18 protein-coding genes are annotated in these 16,266 nt (G+C 74.3%); 9 read left to right on the top strand and 9 right to left on the bottom strand.

Going from position 1 to position 16,266, the window contains the following annotated elements; genetic code table 11:
* Window positions 1-13: 13 nt before the first annotated feature.
* Entirely contained in the window at window positions 14-364 is a 351-nt protein-coding gene (locus tag FHS37_RS17760) for a DUF488 domain-containing protein (RefSeq protein ID WP_184822275.1), read from the bottom strand.
* A 164-nt stretch (window positions 365-528) separates the two neighbouring features.
* Between FHS37_RS17760 and FHS37_RS17755 the strand changes: the two genes are divergently transcribed.
* Window positions 529-978, top strand: a complete 450-nt coding sequence (locus FHS37_RS17755) for a DUF6098 family protein (protein WP_184822273.1) — start codon at window positions 529-531, stop codon at window positions 976-978.
* A 51-nt stretch (window positions 979-1,029) separates the two neighbouring features.
* On the opposite strand, the gene FHS37_RS17750 is transcribed toward FHS37_RS17755, so the two are convergent.
* Both FHS37_RS17750 and FHS37_RS17745 read right to left on the bottom strand, forming a co-directional pair.
* The gene (locus tag FHS37_RS17750; RefSeq protein WP_184822271.1) at window positions 1,030-1,281 is read right to left on the bottom strand and encodes a WhiB family transcriptional regulator; all 252 of its coding nucleotides are present in this window, start codon (window positions 1,279-1,281) and stop codon (window positions 1,030-1,032) included.
* Window positions 1,282-1,385: 104 nt separating this feature from the next.
* Entirely contained in the window at window positions 1,386-2,606 is a 1,221-nt protein-coding gene (locus FHS37_RS17745) for a saccharopine dehydrogenase family protein (RefSeq protein WP_184822270.1), read from the bottom strand.
* A gap of 134 nt (window positions 2,607-2,740) precedes the next feature.
* Between FHS37_RS17745 and FHS37_RS17740 the strand changes: the two genes are divergently transcribed.
* Window positions 2,741-3,448, top strand: a complete 708-nt coding sequence (locus FHS37_RS17740; protein WP_184822268.1) for a TetR/AcrR family transcriptional regulator — start codon at window positions 2,741-2,743, stop codon at window positions 3,446-3,448.
* 25 nt (window positions 3,449-3,473) lie between these two features.
* On the opposite strand, the gene FHS37_RS17735 is transcribed toward FHS37_RS17740, so the two are convergent.
* Window positions 3,474-4,370, bottom strand: a complete 897-nt coding sequence (locus FHS37_RS17735; RefSeq protein WP_184822266.1) for a LysR family transcriptional regulator ArgP — start codon at window positions 4,368-4,370, stop codon at window positions 3,474-3,476.
* A 69-nt stretch (window positions 4,371-4,439) separates the two neighbouring features.
* Between FHS37_RS17735 and FHS37_RS17730 the strand changes: the two genes are divergently transcribed.
* Both FHS37_RS17730 and FHS37_RS17725 read left to right on the top strand, forming a co-directional pair.
* Window positions 4,440-5,057 carry a LysE/ArgO family amino acid transporter gene (locus tag FHS37_RS17730; protein ID WP_184822265.1) on the top strand — a complete coding sequence of 206 codons (618 nt, stop codon included), beginning with the start codon at window positions 4,440-4,442 and terminating at the stop codon, window positions 5,055-5,057.
* A 107-nt stretch (window positions 5,058-5,164) separates the two neighbouring features.
* Complete coding sequence (locus FHS37_RS17725) at window positions 5,165-6,463, top strand: MFS transporter (RefSeq protein WP_373304227.1); 1,299 nt, start codon at window positions 5,165-5,167, stop codon at window positions 6,461-6,463.
* Between the two features lie 7 nt (window positions 6,464-6,470).
* Here FHS37_RS17725 and FHS37_RS17720 read toward each other — a convergent pair whose 3' ends face one another.
* The 3 genes from FHS37_RS17720 to FHS37_RS17710 all read right to left on the bottom strand — a co-directional run bounded on the left by FHS37_RS17720 (window position 6,471) and on the right by FHS37_RS17710 (window position 8,966).
* Window positions 6,471-6,926 (bottom strand): cyclic nucleotide-binding domain-containing protein, encoded by a 456-nt coding sequence (locus FHS37_RS17720; RefSeq protein WP_184822261.1) that lies wholly within the window; start codon window positions 6,924-6,926, stop codon window positions 6,471-6,473.
* Window positions 6,927-7,198: 272 nt separating this feature from the next.
* On the bottom strand, window positions 7,199-8,677 hold the full coding sequence (locus FHS37_RS17715) for an aminotransferase class I/II-fold pyridoxal phosphate-dependent enzyme (RefSeq protein ID WP_184822259.1): 1,479 nt from the start codon (window positions 8,675-8,677) through the stop codon (window positions 7,199-7,201).
* A gap of 67 nt (window positions 8,678-8,744) precedes the next feature.
* A complete protein-coding gene (locus FHS37_RS17710) occupies window positions 8,745-8,966 on the bottom strand; it encodes a hypothetical protein (protein WP_184822257.1) in 222 nt (73 codons plus the stop codon).
* Between the two features lie 283 nt (window positions 8,967-9,249).
* Between FHS37_RS17710 and FHS37_RS17705 the strand changes: the two genes are divergently transcribed.
* From FHS37_RS17705 to FHS37_RS17685, 5 genes are all read left to right on the top strand, one after another.
* Window positions 9,250-9,693: an ATP-binding protein gene (locus FHS37_RS17705; protein ID WP_184822255.1), complete on the top strand. Its 444-nt coding sequence runs from the start codon at window positions 9,250-9,252 to the stop codon at window positions 9,691-9,693.
* A gap of 205 nt (window positions 9,694-9,898) precedes the next feature.
* Complete coding sequence (locus FHS37_RS17700) at window positions 9,899-10,762, top strand: SigB/SigF/SigG family RNA polymerase sigma factor (protein ID WP_184822253.1); 864 nt, start codon at window positions 9,899-9,901, stop codon at window positions 10,760-10,762.
* A gap of 32 nt (window positions 10,763-10,794) precedes the next feature.
* Window positions 10,795-11,097, top strand: a complete 303-nt coding sequence (locus FHS37_RS17695; RefSeq protein WP_184822252.1) for a DUF5133 domain-containing protein — start codon at window positions 10,795-10,797, stop codon at window positions 11,095-11,097.
* 130 nt (window positions 11,098-11,227) lie between these two features.
* Entirely contained in the window at window positions 11,228-12,064 is an 837-nt protein-coding gene (locus tag FHS37_RS17690) for a DUF1206 domain-containing protein (RefSeq protein WP_184822250.1), read from the top strand.
* 28 nt (window positions 12,065-12,092) lie between these two features.
* A complete protein-coding gene (locus tag FHS37_RS17685; protein WP_184822248.1) occupies window positions 12,093-12,521 on the top strand; it encodes a hypothetical protein in 429 nt (142 codons plus the stop codon).
* Between the two features lie 18 nt (window positions 12,522-12,539).
* Here the strand turns inward: FHS37_RS17685 and FHS37_RS17680 are convergent, their stop codons facing one another.
* Together FHS37_RS17680 and FHS37_RS17675 are read right to left on the bottom strand one after the other, a co-directional pair.
* Window positions 12,540-14,783, bottom strand: a complete 2,244-nt coding sequence (locus FHS37_RS17680; RefSeq protein WP_184822246.1) for an FUSC family protein — start codon at window positions 14,781-14,783, stop codon at window positions 12,540-12,542.
* A gap of 79 nt (window positions 14,784-14,862) precedes the next feature.
* The gene (locus FHS37_RS17675; protein WP_184822244.1) at window positions 14,863-16,236 is read right to left on the bottom strand and encodes an NAD(P)/FAD-dependent oxidoreductase; all 1,374 of its coding nucleotides are present in this window, start codon (window positions 16,234-16,236) and stop codon (window positions 14,863-14,865) included.
* Window positions 16,237-16,266: the final 30 nt, after the last annotated feature.

The following is a 16,266-nucleotide window of genomic DNA, read 5'->3' as shown; positions in this document are numbered from 1 at the left end:
GCCGGCCCGCCCCTCAGTCCCCGAGGAGGCGGGCCAGTACCGCGGCGTGGCTGCGGTCCGGGTTCTTCGCCGCGGTCAGCAGGGTGACCGGGCCCTTCCCGGCGAGTCCGCGCACCCGGTCCAGGAGTCCGGCGGCCTCGGGAGCGGCCAGCTCCGCCTCGTAGCGCTCGCGGAACTCCTCGTACGTCCCCTCGCCCGCGTGGTACCAGCGGCGCAGCTCGGTCGAGGGGGTGAGTCCCTTGGGCCACTCGTCCACCCGCGCCGCGTCCTTCGACAGACCGCGCGGCCACAACCGGTCCACCAGGACGCGGACCCCGTCGTCCGGCTCGGGCGGTTCGTGGACACGGCGCACGCGCACGCTCATGATCGCTCCCATCCGGTGGTGTCCCGCGAGCGTACTGCCGCGGGCCGGGACCGGCGCGGCGGACACCGCCCGGGGCCGGACCTCGGCGCGCACGGCCGGACGGTCAGATTCCGATCGCGCCGGGCGGGTACTACGTCCGCCTGACGTCTGGAGGGAGGTCATCCATGAGCGCATCGGACGATCTGCCGGTCGTGGAATCGCTCGCCGAGCTCACCGCGCTGGTCGAGCGCGACCGGGGCCTGTACGTGCGCTGGTCCAGGGGACCCGCGACCGACCTGCGGGCCGTGTCCAGCAAGGACGACCTCACCGGCGTGGCCATGTCCGGGCTGTCCGCCAATCCCCTCGACGTCGAGGAGTGGTGGCAGGACCGGTCGGTGGGGCTGTGGGTGGCCCGCAGGCTGCACGACTACGCGCACCTGCCGCACGAGAAGGGCCGCGGCGTACGCCCCTGGGTGCTCAAGGGACGGGAGAACGGCCGCGGCCCCGACAACGAGCCGCTGGTCACCGATGTCCGGCCGCTGTGCTGGATCGACCTCGGCGTGATCGACGAGGCGCAGACGGAAGTGGCCCGCCAGGAACATCCCTGGGGGCCACTGCGCCGGACCGGCCGCTGAACGCCGGAGGGCCGGGGGCCGGCCGCCGCCGCGCCGGGGTGGGGGCGGGCGTCAGCCGGAGCCGCGCCGTGCGCCCGCGCGCCGCTTGAGCGCACGCCGTTCCGTCTCGCTCGTGCCGCCCCACACCCCGATGGACTGCCCCGTGTCCAGCGCCCACTGAAGGCACTGCTCCCGGACGGGACAGCGTCGGCACACCGCCTTGGCCTGCTCCGTCTGCAGCAGGGCCGGTCCGGAGGCGCCGATCGGGAAGAAGAGGTCCGGGTCCTCGGTCCTGCAGGCCGCGCGATTCCGCCAGTTGTCCATCGAAAGTCACCTGCGATCGGAGTGGTTGCGCACCCTTTGGGTGCCTTGCTCCTCCTCGGGTCACCTGTCGGCGGACGGCGAAACAGCGGACCGGGTGCGACGCGTCACTGCTCGCGCATGCCCCAGGGCGACCCGTAGGCGGTCAGCAGGTCCAGGAACGGCCGGGCGGGGAACGCCTCCGGCCCGAGGACGCCCGTGCCGGACCAGGCGCCCGTGGCGAGCAGTTCGAGGGCCACGACCGGGTTGACGGCGGTCTGCCACACCACGGCCTGACAGCCGTACTCCGCCATGGACCACTCGTTGTCGACCACGTGGTACAGGTACACCTCCCGTGGCGCCCCGTCCTTCACGCCCCGCACCCAGGTGCCGGCGCAGGTCTTGCCGCGCATCCGGTCGCCCAGCGCCGCCGGGTCGGGCAGGCAGGCGGCGACCACGTCCCGGGGGGAGACCTCCACCGGGCCCCCGGGGCCGGGCACGGTCACCGGCTCGGTGCGGTCGAGGCCCAGCAGGTGGAGTGTCCTGAGGGTGTCGATGAACTCCCGGCCCAGACCGTACTTGAAGGTGACGCGGCGCGCGTCGACCCAGCGCGGGACGAGCAGCACCTCCTCGTGCTCGACGTTCACGCACTCCACCGGGCCGATGCCCGCGGGGAAGTCGAAGACCTCCGGCTCGCTGAAGGGTTCGGTGGTGAACCAGCCGCGTTCCGCCTCGTACACCACGGGCGGGTTGAGGCACTCCTCGATGGTGGTCCAGATGCTGAAGGACGGCGCGAAGCCGTAGCCGTCCACCGTGAGGTTCGCGCCGTCGCGGACGCCGATCTCCTCGATGCCGTCGAAGAGTTCGTCGGCGGCGTACCGGGCGAAGACGTCCGACAGGCCGGGCTCCACGCCCATGCCGACCAGGGCCAGCGCGCCCGCCCCGGTCCACCGGTCGGCCTGCGCGAACTGCTCGTCGCCGAGCTTCACCCCGCACTCCTCGTACGGCCGCTCCGGATGCGGCCGGGACAGGGACATCGCCATGTCGACATAGGTGGCACCGGTGCCGAGCGCGGCCCGGAACAACGGCATCACGAACCGGGGATCGGTGGCGTTGAGCAGGACGTCGCAGCCGTGCCGCTCGAGCAGCGCCGTCACCTGCGCCTCGTCGCCGGCGTCCACGCGCTCGGCGCGGAAGCGGGCGCCGCCCCCGCCGAGGGCCGCGACCGCCGCCTCGGCCCGGGCCGGGTCGTGATCGGCCACGACCATCCGGTCGAAGAACGGCCGCCGGGCCGCGATCCGGGTGATCGCGGTCCCCACTCCGCCCGCTCCCACGAGCAGTACACGCATGACGAGCACTCCCTTTCGTCCTCTTCGTCCTCACGGACGGCGGATGTGATGCGGGGCCCCTGGCCGGAGATACAACGCCCCGCGCCGACGTAAGGTCAATGGCGTTGGCATAAGGCCCGGCGGGAGGAACGGCGATGCCGAAGCGTGTGGTCCCCGAGGAGCGGCGGCGTCGGCGCAGGCCGACGAAGAGCGGCCGCGTCCTGTCCGAGACGCTGATCGTCGAGGCCGCGCTGCGGCTGCTGCGCGAGCACGGCAACGCGGGACTGACCGCCCGCCGTCTGGGTCTCGCCCTGGACTGCGACCCGAGCACCCTGTACCGCTACTTCCGCGGCATGGACGAGCTGACCCTCGCCATCGGCGACGCGCTCGTCGGGCGGGCGCTGCGCGGCTGGCGACCGACGGGGCAGTGGCGCGCCGACCTGCGGGCCGTCGGGCTGCGCATCCACGCGGCCTACCTGTCCCACCCGCAGGCGGCGGTCCTCACCGCGAGCCGTGTCTCCGGCCGCGCGAACGAACTGGCGGCCGACGAGGCGGTGTTGGACGTGCTCCGCTCCGCCGGCTTCCCCCTGCCGGAGACGGTCCGCGTCTACCACGCCTTCATCGACACCACGCTGGCCTTCGCCGCCCTCGACGCCGCCTCCCTGGCCCTGCCCGGCGCCGCGCGGCGCGCCGACGAGGACATGTGGCGCTCGACCTACGCCCGCCTCCCCGCCGCCACCCACCCCCGCATCGCCGAAGCGGCCCCGCTGCTGGCCACCCGGATGGTCACCAGCGCCTACCCGACGGCGCTGGACATGCTCCTGGACAGCGCCGCGGCCCGGCTCGGGCCGCACGCGCCCTGATCCGGCCCGGTCCGCACCGGAGCCCTCACCTCCGCAGGGCCTCCTCCGCCGCTGCCGCGACCGCGTCGGCCACCGCCGCCAGGGCGGGGGAGTCCAGCCGCCACTGCTGCCAGTACAGGGACACGTCGACCTCGCGGCCCGGGGCGAAGAGCGTGAGACGGCCGGCGCTCAGGAGCGGGACGGCCTGGGCCTCCGGAAGCATGCCCCAGCCCAGGCCCGCGGCGACGGACTCGGCGAATCCCTCGGACGTCGGTACGTAGTGACGCCGCGGGCCCGCCTCGGCGCGTCCGCGCGTGAGCCGGCGGACGAAGCCGTCCTGGAAGTCGTCCCGCCGGTCGAACACCACCACGGGCACCCGCGGCAGCACGTCCGGGAGCGGCCCGGTGAGGTGCCGCGCGGCGAACTCCGGGTTCGCCACGGGGAGGTAGCGCATCCGCCCCAGGTGCCGCACGGAGCAGCCCGGCACCGCGTCCGGGGAGGAGGTCACCGCGGCCATCACCGTCCCCTCCCGCAGCAGGGCCGCGGTGTGGGACTCGTCCTCCCGGCGCAGCTCGAAGCAGAGCCGTGCCTCGGGCGGCACGCGGGTCAGGGCCCCGAGGAACCAGGTCGCCAGCGAGTCCGCGTTCACCGCCACCGACACCCGGGTCGGCTCCCCGGCCCCGCTCAGCCCCAGCTCGGCGTACGCGTCCCGCTCCAGCCGGGCCACCTGGCGGGCCAGCCGCACCAGCACCTCGCCCGACTCGGTCGGCCGCACCGGTCTGGTGCGCAGCAGCAGCACCCGCCCCGTGCGCTGCTCCAGCGCCTTCACCCGCTGGCTCACCGCCGAGGGCGTCACGTGGAGCGCGGCGGCGGCCGCGTCGAACGTCCCCTCGTCCACCACCGCGAGCAGCGTCCGCACCTGGTCCAGGGGAAGATCAGTCATCACGGCAGCTAAGGGTACGTAAGAATCTTTAGCTGTACTGCACACCGGACCACCCGTAGCGTCCTGGCCATGACCAGCACTCTGACCACCGCCGCCGCGGGTTTCGGCACCGGCCTCTCCCTGATCGTCGCCATCGGCGCCCAGAACGCCTTCGTCCTGCGCCAGGGCGTCCGCCGCGAGGCCGTGCCCGCCGTCGTCGCCATCTGCGCGCTCTCCGACGCGGCGCTGATCGCCCTGGGCGTCGGCGGTATCGGCGCGGTGGTCGTGGCGTGGCCCGGCGCGCTGACCGCGGTCGGCTGGATCGGCGGCGCGTTCCTGCTCGGCTACGGCGCCCTGGCCGCCCGCCGGGTCGTCCGGCCGAGCGGGGCCGGGCTGGAGACGGAGGGCGAATCGGCGCGGTCGCGCCGCCGGGCCGTGCTCACCTGTCTCGCGATGACCTGGCTCAACCCGCACGTCTACCTCGACACGGTGTTCCTGCTGGGCTCGGTCGCCGCCGACCACGGCCCGCTGCGCTGGACCTTCGGCCTCGGCGCGGTCCTGGCCAGCGTCTGCTGGTTCGCCGCGCTCGGGTTCGGCGCCCGCCTGCTGAGCCGCTTCCTGGCCCGGCCGGCCGCCTGGCGCGTCCTGGACGCCCTGGTCGCCACCACCATGATCGTCCTCGGCGTCACCCTCCTCGCCGGGAGCTGAGCCGGCCCGGGGAACGGGGGACGCGGGGGATCCCAGGGGACGGGGGATCCCCGGTGCTGCGACACTGAGCCCCGACCAAGAAGATGTACGCACCAACCAGGGCGGTCGTGGACACCAGCGAGAGCAGTACCGAACCCCGGCCGGACGACCCGGCGTCACCGGCACCCGCGCGCCGCGGACGGCGCCGCTGGGCGATGGACACCCGCCCCCTGCGCCGCCCGGCCTACCGCCGGCTGTGGGCGTCCACCGCCGTCACGGCGGTCGGCAGCCAGCTCACCGCGGTCGCCGTGCCCAAGCAGATCTACGACATCACCGGATCCTCCGCCTGGGTCGGCGCCGCGAGCCTGGCCGGACTGCTGCCGCTGATCGTCTTCGCGCTGTGGGGCGGGGCGGTCGCCGACAGCGTGGACCGCCGCACGCTGCTGCTGATCACCAACACCGGGATCGCCGTCACCTCCCTGCTGTTCTGGGTCCAGGCGGTCACCGGGCTGGAGTCCGTGGCCGTGCTGATGGCCCTGCTCGCGCTGCAGCAGGCCTTCTGGGGGCTGAACGCGCCGGCGCGCAGCGCGAGCATCGCCCGCCTGGTCCCCGAGGACGAGCTGCCCGCCGCCAATGCCCTCGGCTCCACCGTCATGCAGACCGGCCAGGTGGCCGGGCCGCTGCTCGCCGGTGCGCTCATCCCCGTCGTCGGCCTGCCCGAGCTGTACCTCGTCGACGCCCTGGCCCTGTGCGTCACGGTGTGGGCCGTGTACCGCCTGCCCGCCCTGCCGCCGCTCACCGCGACGGTGGCGCGCCGCGCGGGCCTCCGGGAGATCGCGGAGGGGTTCCGCTACATCTCCGGGCACACCGTGCTGCTGCTGTCCTTCCTCGCCGACATCGTCGCCATGGTCCTCGGCATGCCCCGCGCGCTGTTCCCACAGCTCGCCTCCGAGACCTTCGCCCCGTACGGCGAGGGCTTCGCGCTGGGGCTGCTGTTCGCCGCGATCCCCGTCGGCGCGGTGGTCGGCGGGCTGTTCTCCGGCACGTACTCCCGGGCCCGCCGGCACGGCTGGATGGTCATCGGGTCGGTGGTGGTCTGGGGCGCCGCCGTCACGGGGTTCGGGCTGAGCGACAGCCTGTGGCTCGCGGTGGCCTTCCTCGCCGTCGCCGGGGTCGCCGACATGGTCTCGATGGTGTTCCGCGGGGCGATCCTGCTGTCCGCCGCGACCGACGAGATGCGCGGCCGGATGCAGGGCGTCTTCACCGTCGTCGTGGCGGGCGGCCCCCGGCTCGCCGACGTCCTGCACGGCACCGCGGGCTCGGCCTTCGGCCCCCGGGCGGCCGTGGCCGGCGGCGGGATCCTGGTCGTCGTCGTGATGCTCGCCCTGGCCGCCGCGGTGCCGGCGCTGCGCCGCCACCGGGTGTGAGGCCGGGCTACGGCACGCTCCGCCGGTGCATCGTGTACTGCTCCATCAGCTGCCCCCGGGTCATCTCCAGCCGGTGGGCGAGGATCTCGGCGACCCCGCGCACCAGCGTCAGTCCGAGCCGCGGATCCTCGTCGCACAGCCGGAGCACGGCCGCCGCGTCGAACTCGTAGGCGCGCACCGGGCTGAAGGCCACGGCGCCGAAGTCCCACTGGTGGGGCGGGAACAGCCAGGACCAGCCCAGCAGGTCGCCCGCGCCGAGGCCGGCCACCGTCACCCGGTGCAGGGCGCTCACCCGTTGGTCCAGCGAGACCGCGCCGGAGCGGATGACCCAGAAGCGGTCGGCGGTGCCTCCCGACTCGAAGATCCGGGCGTCCTCGGGGAACGACACCTCCCGGGCGAGCGCCATCAGACGCTGCCGCTGCGGAGGAGGGAGGGCGGTCAGGAGTTTGATCGCTTTGGTCATGGGACGGGACTCCTCGCCGGGCGTAGGTTCCGCTGCTTTCCCTACGCCCATTTCAGCCGCTGACGCCGCGCGGAGCACCTCGGCGGACGGAAGTTTCCGCCGCCGGGCATGAAGAAGCCCTGGCTGGACGGGGGAAACCAGCCAGGGCCGTAAGAGGTGGCGCACGGAGGACCGGACCGTCGACTCCGTCACCACGTATGGATGAACGATAAACCATCTCCGGGGGTTCCGCGGAACCGGGGACGGGCCGGGTGACCCGTTTCACTCCGGCGTCACCCCGTGCCCCCGGCGACGACCCGGACCGTCTCCAGGGCGGGGTCCGTCGGGTCCGGGAGGTTCATGCCGCCGGCCAGCCCCGTGCGCAGGTAGCGCAGCACCGGTTCGGTGAGCCGCTCGCCCGGCAGGACGGCCGGGATCCCGGGCGGATACGGCGTAATCATCTCCGCCGCGACCCGTCCGGCGGCCTCACCCACCGGCACGTCCTCGGCCGGCCCGAAGAACGCGTCCCGCGGCAGCAGGGCCTGCTCCATCCGCAGCTCGCCGGGGGACGGCACCGCCACCCGCGGCGCCCCGGGCAGGTCCCGCGCGGCCCGCGCCAGGTCCCGCAGCGCCGAGAGCAGTTCGCCGGTCGTCTCCCGGTCGTCGCCGAGGGTGATCTGCATCCCGATGCGGCGGTGGTCGACGAGGTGCGCGTCGATGCTCCGGTGCTCGCGCAGCCAGTCCGCCGCCCGGTACCCCGTGATCCCGAGGCCGTCGAGCTCGATGACGCAGGGCAGCGGGTCGAAGTCGTCCGCGAGACCGGGGCCGCAGAAGTCGTCCCGGCCGTCGACGTGCATCCCGTCGATCTCCTCGACGGCGGCCCGGACGTCGGCCGCGAGGTCGAGCGTGGCACCCAGCAGCTCCTTGCCGCGCAGCGCCATCTGCCGCCGCCAGCCGTCCAGCCCCGCGTGGATCAGCACCGACGGGCTGGTGGTGTCCAGCAGGTCCGCGCGCATCCCCAGCAGCGCCGGCGTCACCAGGTCGCCCCGCAGGTGGAAGACGGAACCCTGCTCCAGGCCGCTGCCCATCTTGTGGATGCTGGTCACGCAGATGTCGGCACCCGCGTCCATCGCCCAGGACGGTAGATCGGGGTGGAAGGGCAGGTGCGCGCCCCACGCCTCGTCCACGATCAGCGGACGCGAACGCCGGTGACACACCTCGGCGATCGCCCGCAGGTCCGCGCAGGAGCCGTACGGCGTCGGACTGGTGACCAGCGCGCCGCGCGCCTGGGGGTGGGCGTCGAAGGCCCGTTCGAACTCCTCGGCCGACGGCGGATGCGCGAGGTGCCGCTCCGCGTCCCAGCGCGGTTCCACCCACACGGGCTCGATCCCGGACAGGATCAGCCCCGCCACCACCGACTTGTGGGCGTCACGCCCGATCAGCAGCTTCTCGTGCGGCCCCGCGACCGACAGCATCGCCGCCTTCACCGACAGCGAACTGCCGCAGGTGCTGAAGAAGGTGTGGTCCGCGTGCACCGCGTCGGCCATCAGCTCCTGGGCCCGCTCCAGCACCTGCCCCCGGGTGAGCCGGTCGTCCAGACCGCCCGAGGCCAGTACGTCGCCCAGGAACACGGCGTCCCCGAGCACCGCGCGCACCCCGGGGTCGGCACCGCGGGCCTGCTTGTGCCCCGGCGGCGAAAAACCCAGCCGTCCCTTGCGGTGATAGTCCTCCAGAGCTTCCAGAACCGGTGCCCGGCCGTGATCGACAGTCATGCGTCCCGGGTGCCCGGCGCCGTCCGCGCCAATCGGCCCGGCCCCGGCGCCCCGCGCGACCGCCCGGTCAGCCCTGTGCCGGGTGCTTGCCCGGCGTCAGGATCTCGTCCAGCACCCGCAGCACGACCTCGTAGGCCGTCCTGTGCACGTCGGCGTCGCGCGCCGCGCCCGGATCCGTCCGTCCGGCCTCGTCACCCCTGGCACGCCAGGCCTGCTCCTCCCGCGCCGCGCAGGCCCGCGCCCGCTGGATGCGCCGCAGCAGTTCGTCGGAGTCCACCACATCGGTCATGCACTCCGCGTACCCCTGTGCGCCGTTCGGATGGCAGGCGTTCGGGAAACGGGCGAGAGGTCCGCCGGGAACAGGATGAGAGGTTTGTCCGTACCGGGACAGGTGAGCCGGAACAGGAGACCCGCGGCGTTCGAAGACGGGGACCACCCCCGCGACCGCGGACGGGACACGGAGACCGCCCGCGCACCCCGCCGGCGGCCGGACGTCCGATCCGGCCGCCGCGTCCGCCGACCAGGGGCCGACCTCCTTCCCATCGAGTTTCGCCATCCCAGGGAGCCACAGGATGTGTGAGGAGCACATGACCGAACCCGTCTTCGAACCGCCCGGCGCGCGCCGGGCCGGACCGTCCCGCCCGCGCCGGCCCGCCGAGGTGCGCGAGGCCGTCGAGCGGGCCGTGTCCGAGCGCTGCCGCGCCACCCGCACGCCCTGCGACACCCACGCCCTGGCGGACGTGCTGCTCGTCGCCTCCGAGCTCACCACCAACGCGATCCTGCACGGGGGCGGCGTCACCGACTTCCAGGTCGACGTCAGCGGCCCCGGAGTGCGTCTGTCGGTGAGCGACCGCAGCGACCGACTGCCCGTCTCCCTGCCGGTGACCGATCCGCAGGGGCGCCGTCGGCCCGGCGGCCACGGCTGGCCCATCGTCTGCCGGTTGTCCCGCGACATCCGGGTGTCCGACCTTCCCGCGGGCGGCAAGTGCATCACCGCCGTGGTGCCCCTGTACTGAGGCCGCCCCGAGCGTCGGCCGGGGCCCCTCGCAGATTGCGGGACGAAGCGGAGTTTGTTCCACCGGCGGCAGGGCAATCGGAGTGCGTGCTTCGGACCGGAGGCGCGCCAGCGGGAGCGGTATGCCTGCTGCGGACCCTCCGGGCGTCCCGGCAGCGACCGCCCCGCGGTAGAACCCTGAAACCACCGTTCGGGAGCGAAACCGCATGCTCATTGACACGTCCACCCCCCGTCCCGGTACCCCCCGCACGACGACCGCCGCGCCCCGCAGGCGGCACGACGACGCCCCCGACACCACCGCCCTCTTCGCCCGGCTGGCCGACCTGGAGGACGGCCCCGAGCGGGACGCCGTGCGTGACGAGCTCGTCACCGCGTGGCTGCCCATGGCCCACCGCATCGCCGGCCGCTTCCGCGACCGGGGCGAGTCCGTCGAGGACCTGCGCCAGGTGGCCGCACTGGGACTGGTGAAGGCCATCGACCGGTTCGACCCGAGTCGCGGAGCCTTCGAGAGCTACGCCGTCCCCACCATCACCGGAGAGGTCAAGCGGCACTTCCGGGACCGGATGTGGGCCCTGCGCGTGCCCCGCCGCGTGCAGGAACTGCGCAACAAGGTGCGGGTGGCCCGGCGCGAGCTCACCCAGAACCCGGGCAGCCCCGAGCCCTCCGTGGCGGACATCGCGGCCCACACCGGGCTGACCGAGGAGGAGGTCAGTGCCGGGATGGAGGCGCTGGAGAGTTTCAGCACCCTGTCGCTGGACGCCGAACTGTCGTCCGACGACGACGGCTACAGCCTCGCCGACACCCTCGGCGCCTCCGACGCGTCCTACGACATCGTGGTGGACCGCGAGTCCGCCAAGGAAGGCCTGCGCCGCCTGCCGGAGCGCGAGCGGGCCATCCTCTACATGCGTTTCTTCGAGGACATGACCCAGAGCCGCATCGCCGACCGGCTGGGCATCTCCCAGATGCACGTCTCCCGTCTCATCAGCCGCAGCTGCGCCCGGGTGCGCGCGGAGGCGATGGGACAGCGCACGGGCCGTCGCGGCACCGGCGGACATTCGGCGACGGCGTGAACGCGCCCGCCCCGGACCAGAGAGCGAGACAGATGCTGAAGCCCCACCCCACCGTGCTGCGCCGGCTCGTCGAGGAGTACGAGGCCCTGCGTCCGGCCCGGGCCGTGCCCGGACCGGACGCCGCCGACCCGCGCCTGAGCGACCTGGCGTACACCCTGTGCGTGTCGACCGGCACCCGTGACGTGGAGGACGCCCTGAGGACCGCGCACCGCTGGCTGGCGGCCGCCCCGACAACGGTTCCCGCCCCGCACCCCGGGCCGGACGCGCTCGTGCCGTCGGCCGGGCGCCGCCGGCGGGACACCGCCGAGCCGGCCGGCGCCCCGGCCCCCGTGTAGGCCCGCCGGCACGCGCGTCGACCGTCCTCACCCGCACGGGTGAGGACGGTCGACGCGCGTCTCGGCCGCCTCGCCGTTCCGACCGCGTGTGCGCGGCCGAAGCCGGGGCATCCGGGGACCAGGAGGTCGGATGAACACGCGTGCAATGACATGGAGGGGGCGGGCCGGCGCCCGACGGGCGGCGAACGGCTCGGTCAGGGAGGGTGCCGCGCGGGCGGGACTCACCGCCCGGGGGGTGATCTACCTGCTGGTCGGTGTGCTGGCGCTGCGGATCGCCTTCGGCGACGGACGACGGCAGGCGGACCGCGGCGGCGCCCTGGCCGAACTCGCCGACAAGCCGTTCGGCGCGGCGCTGCTGTGGGCGCTGGGCGTCGGACTCGTCGGTATGGCCCTGTGGCGGCTGACCGAGGCGCTCTTCGGGGCGGTCGGCAAGGACGGCCGCAGCGCGCGCAAGCGGCTGCTCGCGGTCGCGCGCTGCGTGTTCTACGCGTTCGTCGCCTCCTCGGTGCTGGCTTTCGCCGTGGACCGGGGCAAGGGGAGCGGATCGAGCGACCGGCAGTCCCGGGACCTCACCGCCCGGGCCATGGAGCTGCCCGCCGGACAGTGGCTGGTGGGCCTGGGCGGAGCCGTCATCGTCGGTGTCGGCGTGTGGATCGGCGTCCAGGCGGTCCGGCGCAAGTACCACGACAAGCTGAAGTTCGGCGAGCTGAGCCCCCGGGCCCGCCGGCTGGTCGACGTGACCGGCGTGGGCGGCGGCGCGGCCCGCGGCCTGGTGTTCGCCGCGGCCGGCGCCTTCATCGTCCGCGCGGCGATCGCCTACGAGCCCGACCGGGCCAAGGGCCTGGACGACACCCTCCGCAGCTTCGCCGGCACCCCGCTCGGCCCGTGGCTGCTGGTCTGCGTCTCCGCGGGACTGGTGCTGTTCGGGGTCTTCTCCTTCGCCCTGGCCCGATGGCGGCGGGTCTGACCGGCCGCGTGCGGGGAACACGGAGTGGATGAGCGAATCCGAGATCCCCCCGGAAGGCCGGCCCGTGGACGTCTACCTCGACCTCCTGCGCGTCCGGATGGACACCGAGGACTACCGGCTTCTGCTCCGTGTGGTGGAGCCGGTCCTCCAGGCGATCGAGGAGCACCGCCTGTCCGGCCTGGACGTCGCACTGGACGGCGGGGACGACGAACTGCCCCAGGAGGTCCGCGACGAGGCCGCCCTCGTCATCGCCACCGCCGTCACCGGCCGCCTGGACAACGAGGTGGTCGAGCTGGAGGTCGACGAGACGGGACCGGTCAGGGTGGTCACCGACGCGGCCACCGCCGCCGACCCGTCCCGTCTCGGCGAGATCGCCGACTACATCAGGGACCGGCACCGGCAGAACGAGGAACTGCGCGGCATCGCCGAGGCCAGCGGACTGCCCACCGACTTCTGACCCGCCGGAGGCCGCCCCTCACCGCTCCGGCGCCGCCACCGGGATGCCCAGCGGCCGGGCGAGGCCCACCACGGCCTCGTCCAGCCGCTCCAGGTGCCGCAGCACCCGGCCGGTGATCCGGCCGTAGCGCGCGGCGGCGTCGCCGTCGGGACCGCCCAGCAGCGAGGCGATGCTGGGCCCCGTCCCGACCGCCGCGGTGACCTCCTCGTCGGCGACGCGGGCCGCGATCGTCCCGATGTTGCGCACGGTGCGCCCCGCCGCCCCGCGCAGCCGGGGGTCCGCGGCGATCGCGGGATGGGCCGGCAGCAGCTCGGCCGTCGCCGCCAGCGCCCGCGCGTGGTAGGCACAGGTCTCCAGCAGCGCCACGACGTACCGGGCGGTGGCGCGCCGGGCCCGCAGCGGGGTGACCGGGTGGGTCAGCGGCTGGGTGGCGCCCCGCAGGTCGCCCAGCGCCTGGTCCAGTTCCCGCGCCTTGTCCAGCAGGTCCTCCGCGGGCCCGCCGCTGAGCTGCCCGACGGCGGCCTCGGTGACCTCGGAGAGCCGCTCCAGCGCGGTGACCAGCAGCTCGTTCGTCCGCCGGTCGGTGCGCACCGGCAGCACCAGCGCCGCCGCGACGACCCCGCAGGCCGCGCCCAGCGCCGTCTCCTCCAGGCGCAGGACCAGCACCTCCCAGCTGTAGGTGTGCAGCAGGGTGTAGAGCAGCCCGAGCATCGCGGTGGCGAAGAACGACGTCAGCGTGTAGGACAGCGGTGCCGCGTAGAACATCACGAAGATCAGCACCAGCACCAGGGCGAACGCCGTCCAGGTGTGCCGGCCCACCAGAGCGGCCAGCGCGATGCCGGCGACGACGCCGAACAGCGTGCCCAGCAGCCGCCGGTAGCCCTTGACCAGGATCTCGCCGGTCGAGGCGGTGTTGAGGAAGACGATCCAGCAGGTGAGCACGGCCCAGTACCAGCGGTCCGCGGACAGCAGCTCGCCGCCGACGATGGCCAGCGTCGAGCCCACGGCGATCTGCACGGCGGCGCGCGTGGTGGGCCGCTGCAGCCCCTTCGGCAGCTCGGCCGGCTCGGTCTCCTCGCCCGCGTCGATGGCGGCGTCCTCGGCGTCCAGCTCCTCCCGGGAGCGGGCCGTCGCCGGGGTGTCGTCCGATTCGTCCTGCGGGCCGTCCAGAGCGATGCGCAGCCCCATGACGGCGCGGGCGGCCTCGCCGACGGCCCGGAACACGTCCCGTACGGCCGGCGTCGTGGCCGGCAGGTTCTCCTCGTCCCGGTAGCCGAGCAGCCGGTTGCGCATCTGGGCCACGGCCACCCCGGGCGCCCCGGTGCGCAGCACGAGCGCGCGCAGCGCGAGCAGGTCGCGGCGCAGCAGGGCGGTGGCCTCCTCCGGCCCGGGCAGCCGGCCGACCTCCGGGGCGGACGCGCCGGGCAGGTGCAGGGTGAGGGTGTCCGCCCGTTCGGCGCTGCGGGCGGACAGCAGGAGCAGGCCGAGCCGCTCGGCGGCGATCTCGGCGTCCGCGATCCGGCGCTGCACCAGCCGCGCCGCCGACTCGTCCGGTGTGCCCTCCTCCAGCCGCGTCTGGATCATCAGAGCCGTCTCGTGCAGCCGGGAGGTACCCGTGCGCACGTCCTCCAGCGCCTTGTCCACCTCGTCCGGGCCGGCGTCGAGCAGCGCGAGCTGCGCGGAGACGAGCTGGGCCAGCCGGGCCCGGAAGGCCTGGCGCAGCCGCGCGAGCAGACCGGCGGGCGCCACGGGGACGACGGCGAACCGCACCACGGCACTGCACGCGAAGGCGACGGTCAGGGCCACCCACAGATCGGGCAGCTCCGCGGCGGAGGCGCCGACGAACAGGGACACGAAGTAGAGCTGGAAGCCGATCAGGCCGAGCGCGGTCCCGCGGTCGCCGAACCGGCGGCCGTAGACCGCGCAGAAGACGAGGACGACGGCGAAGGCGTCACCGGCCACGACCCGCTCGCTGAGCACCGCGCCCAGCGACACGGACGCGAGCGCCACCGGCAGCCCGAGGGCCAGCGTGACGGCCTGGGCGGCGCGCTGCCTCTCCCGGACGGAGAAGGTGGCGACCATCGCCGCCATGGCCCCCGTCACCAGACGGGTGATCCCGAAGCCCAGCGCGGCGAGCACGGCCAGGGTCAGCGCGATGGCGCCCACCGTGCGCAGTCCGGCGGTCAGCCGCAGCAGCCCGGGGTCGGACGCCGCGAGGCGGTCCCGCAGCCGTGCCCGCACCGGGCGTCCCGCCGCTTTCACGCCGCCGTGCTCTCTCCCGCCGCGGGCGTCGGTCCGAAGGCCGGTCCCGCAGGACGCGGGCGGCCGTCCACGGGCCGCGTCACCGCACCGCCCGGCCCGCTTCCTCGACGTGCGCCCGGACCTGCTCCGGCGTCAGGTACGCGTCCGTGTACTCGAAGTCGTGCAGTTTGGCCGGCTTGCGCGCCTGGAAGCCGGTGCGGACGAAATCGTCACCGGCGACCGCGTTCAGCAGCCAGTTGGTCGCCACCCGGACCTTGGCGACGTTGGTGCGCAGCGCCGCGAAGTGGTAGCCGCGGGCCACCGCCTGGGCGGGCAGGCCGCGCAGTTCCAGGCCGAGCGGCTTGGAGACCGCGTCGGTGCCGCCGAGGTCCACCACCAGTCCGAGGTCCTTGTGGTGGTAGGGCCGCATCGGCTGGCCGCGCAGCGTCGCGATGACGTTGTCGGCCACCTGCCTGCCCTGCCGCAGGGCGTGCTGCGCGGTCGGCGGGCACACCGCGCCGTCGCCCTTGGCCTCGTCGGGCACCGCCGCGGCGTCGCCGAGCGCGAACACCCCGTCGTGGCCCGGCAGGCACATGTCCGCGTTGACCGCGAGCCGGCCCCTGACGGTCTCCGCGCCGAGCGTGGCGATGAGCGGGCTGGCGACGACCCCGGCGGTCCAGATCAGGGTGCGGGTGGGGACCACCCGGCCGTTGGTGAAGGTGACCTCCTCGGGGCCCGCCTTCGCGATGGACACGCCCAGGGAGATCTCGATGCCGCGGCGCGTCAGGACCTCCTGCGCGCTGCGTCCGAGCTTCTCGCCCAGCTCGGGCATGAGCTTCGGGGCGATGTCGATCAGATGCCACTTGATCAGGCCGGGGTCCAGCCGCGGGTAGCGCCTGACGGCGGCGTGCGTCAGCCGCTGCAGGCAGGCCGCGGTCTCGGTCCCCGCGTAGCCGCCGCCGACCACCACGAACTGCAGCCGCGAGGCCCGCTCGGCCGGATCGTGGCTGGCGTCGGCGAGGTCGAGCTGGGAGATGACGTGGTCACGGAGGTAGGCGGCCTCGGCCAGCGTCTTCATCCCGAACGCGTGGTCGGTCAGCCCCGGGATGTCGAAGGTGCGGGTGATGCTGCCGGGGGCGAGCACGATGTAGTCGTAGGGCTGGTTGACGATCTCGTCGGTGATGGTGCGGACGACGCAGACCTTGGACCTCAGGTCCACGCCGATGGCCCCGCCCGGGATGATCCGGGTGCGGTACTTCTCGCTGCGGCGCAGGGAGAGGGCGATCGACTGCGGGGTCAGCACCCCGGAGGCGACCTGGGGGAGCAACGGCAGGTAGAGCTGGTAGGAGAACGGCGTCACCAGCGTGAGGTCGGCCTCCTCGGGGGCGAGCCTGCGCTCCAGCCGGCGCACGCACGCCACACCGGCGAAGCCTGCGCCCACCACCAGGATCCTGGGTCGTGTCACGGTGTCCATTCCTTCCTGTGGCTCCAGGCGGTCCGCGTC

This window comes from Streptomyces griseomycini (assembly GCF_014203535.1).
Lineage (GTDB): Bacteria > Actinomycetota > Actinomycetes > Streptomycetales > Streptomycetaceae > Streptomyces > Streptomyces griseomycini.
Note: the sequence above shows the minus strand (reverse complement) of the source record. Positions and strands in the feature narration are given on the sequence as shown.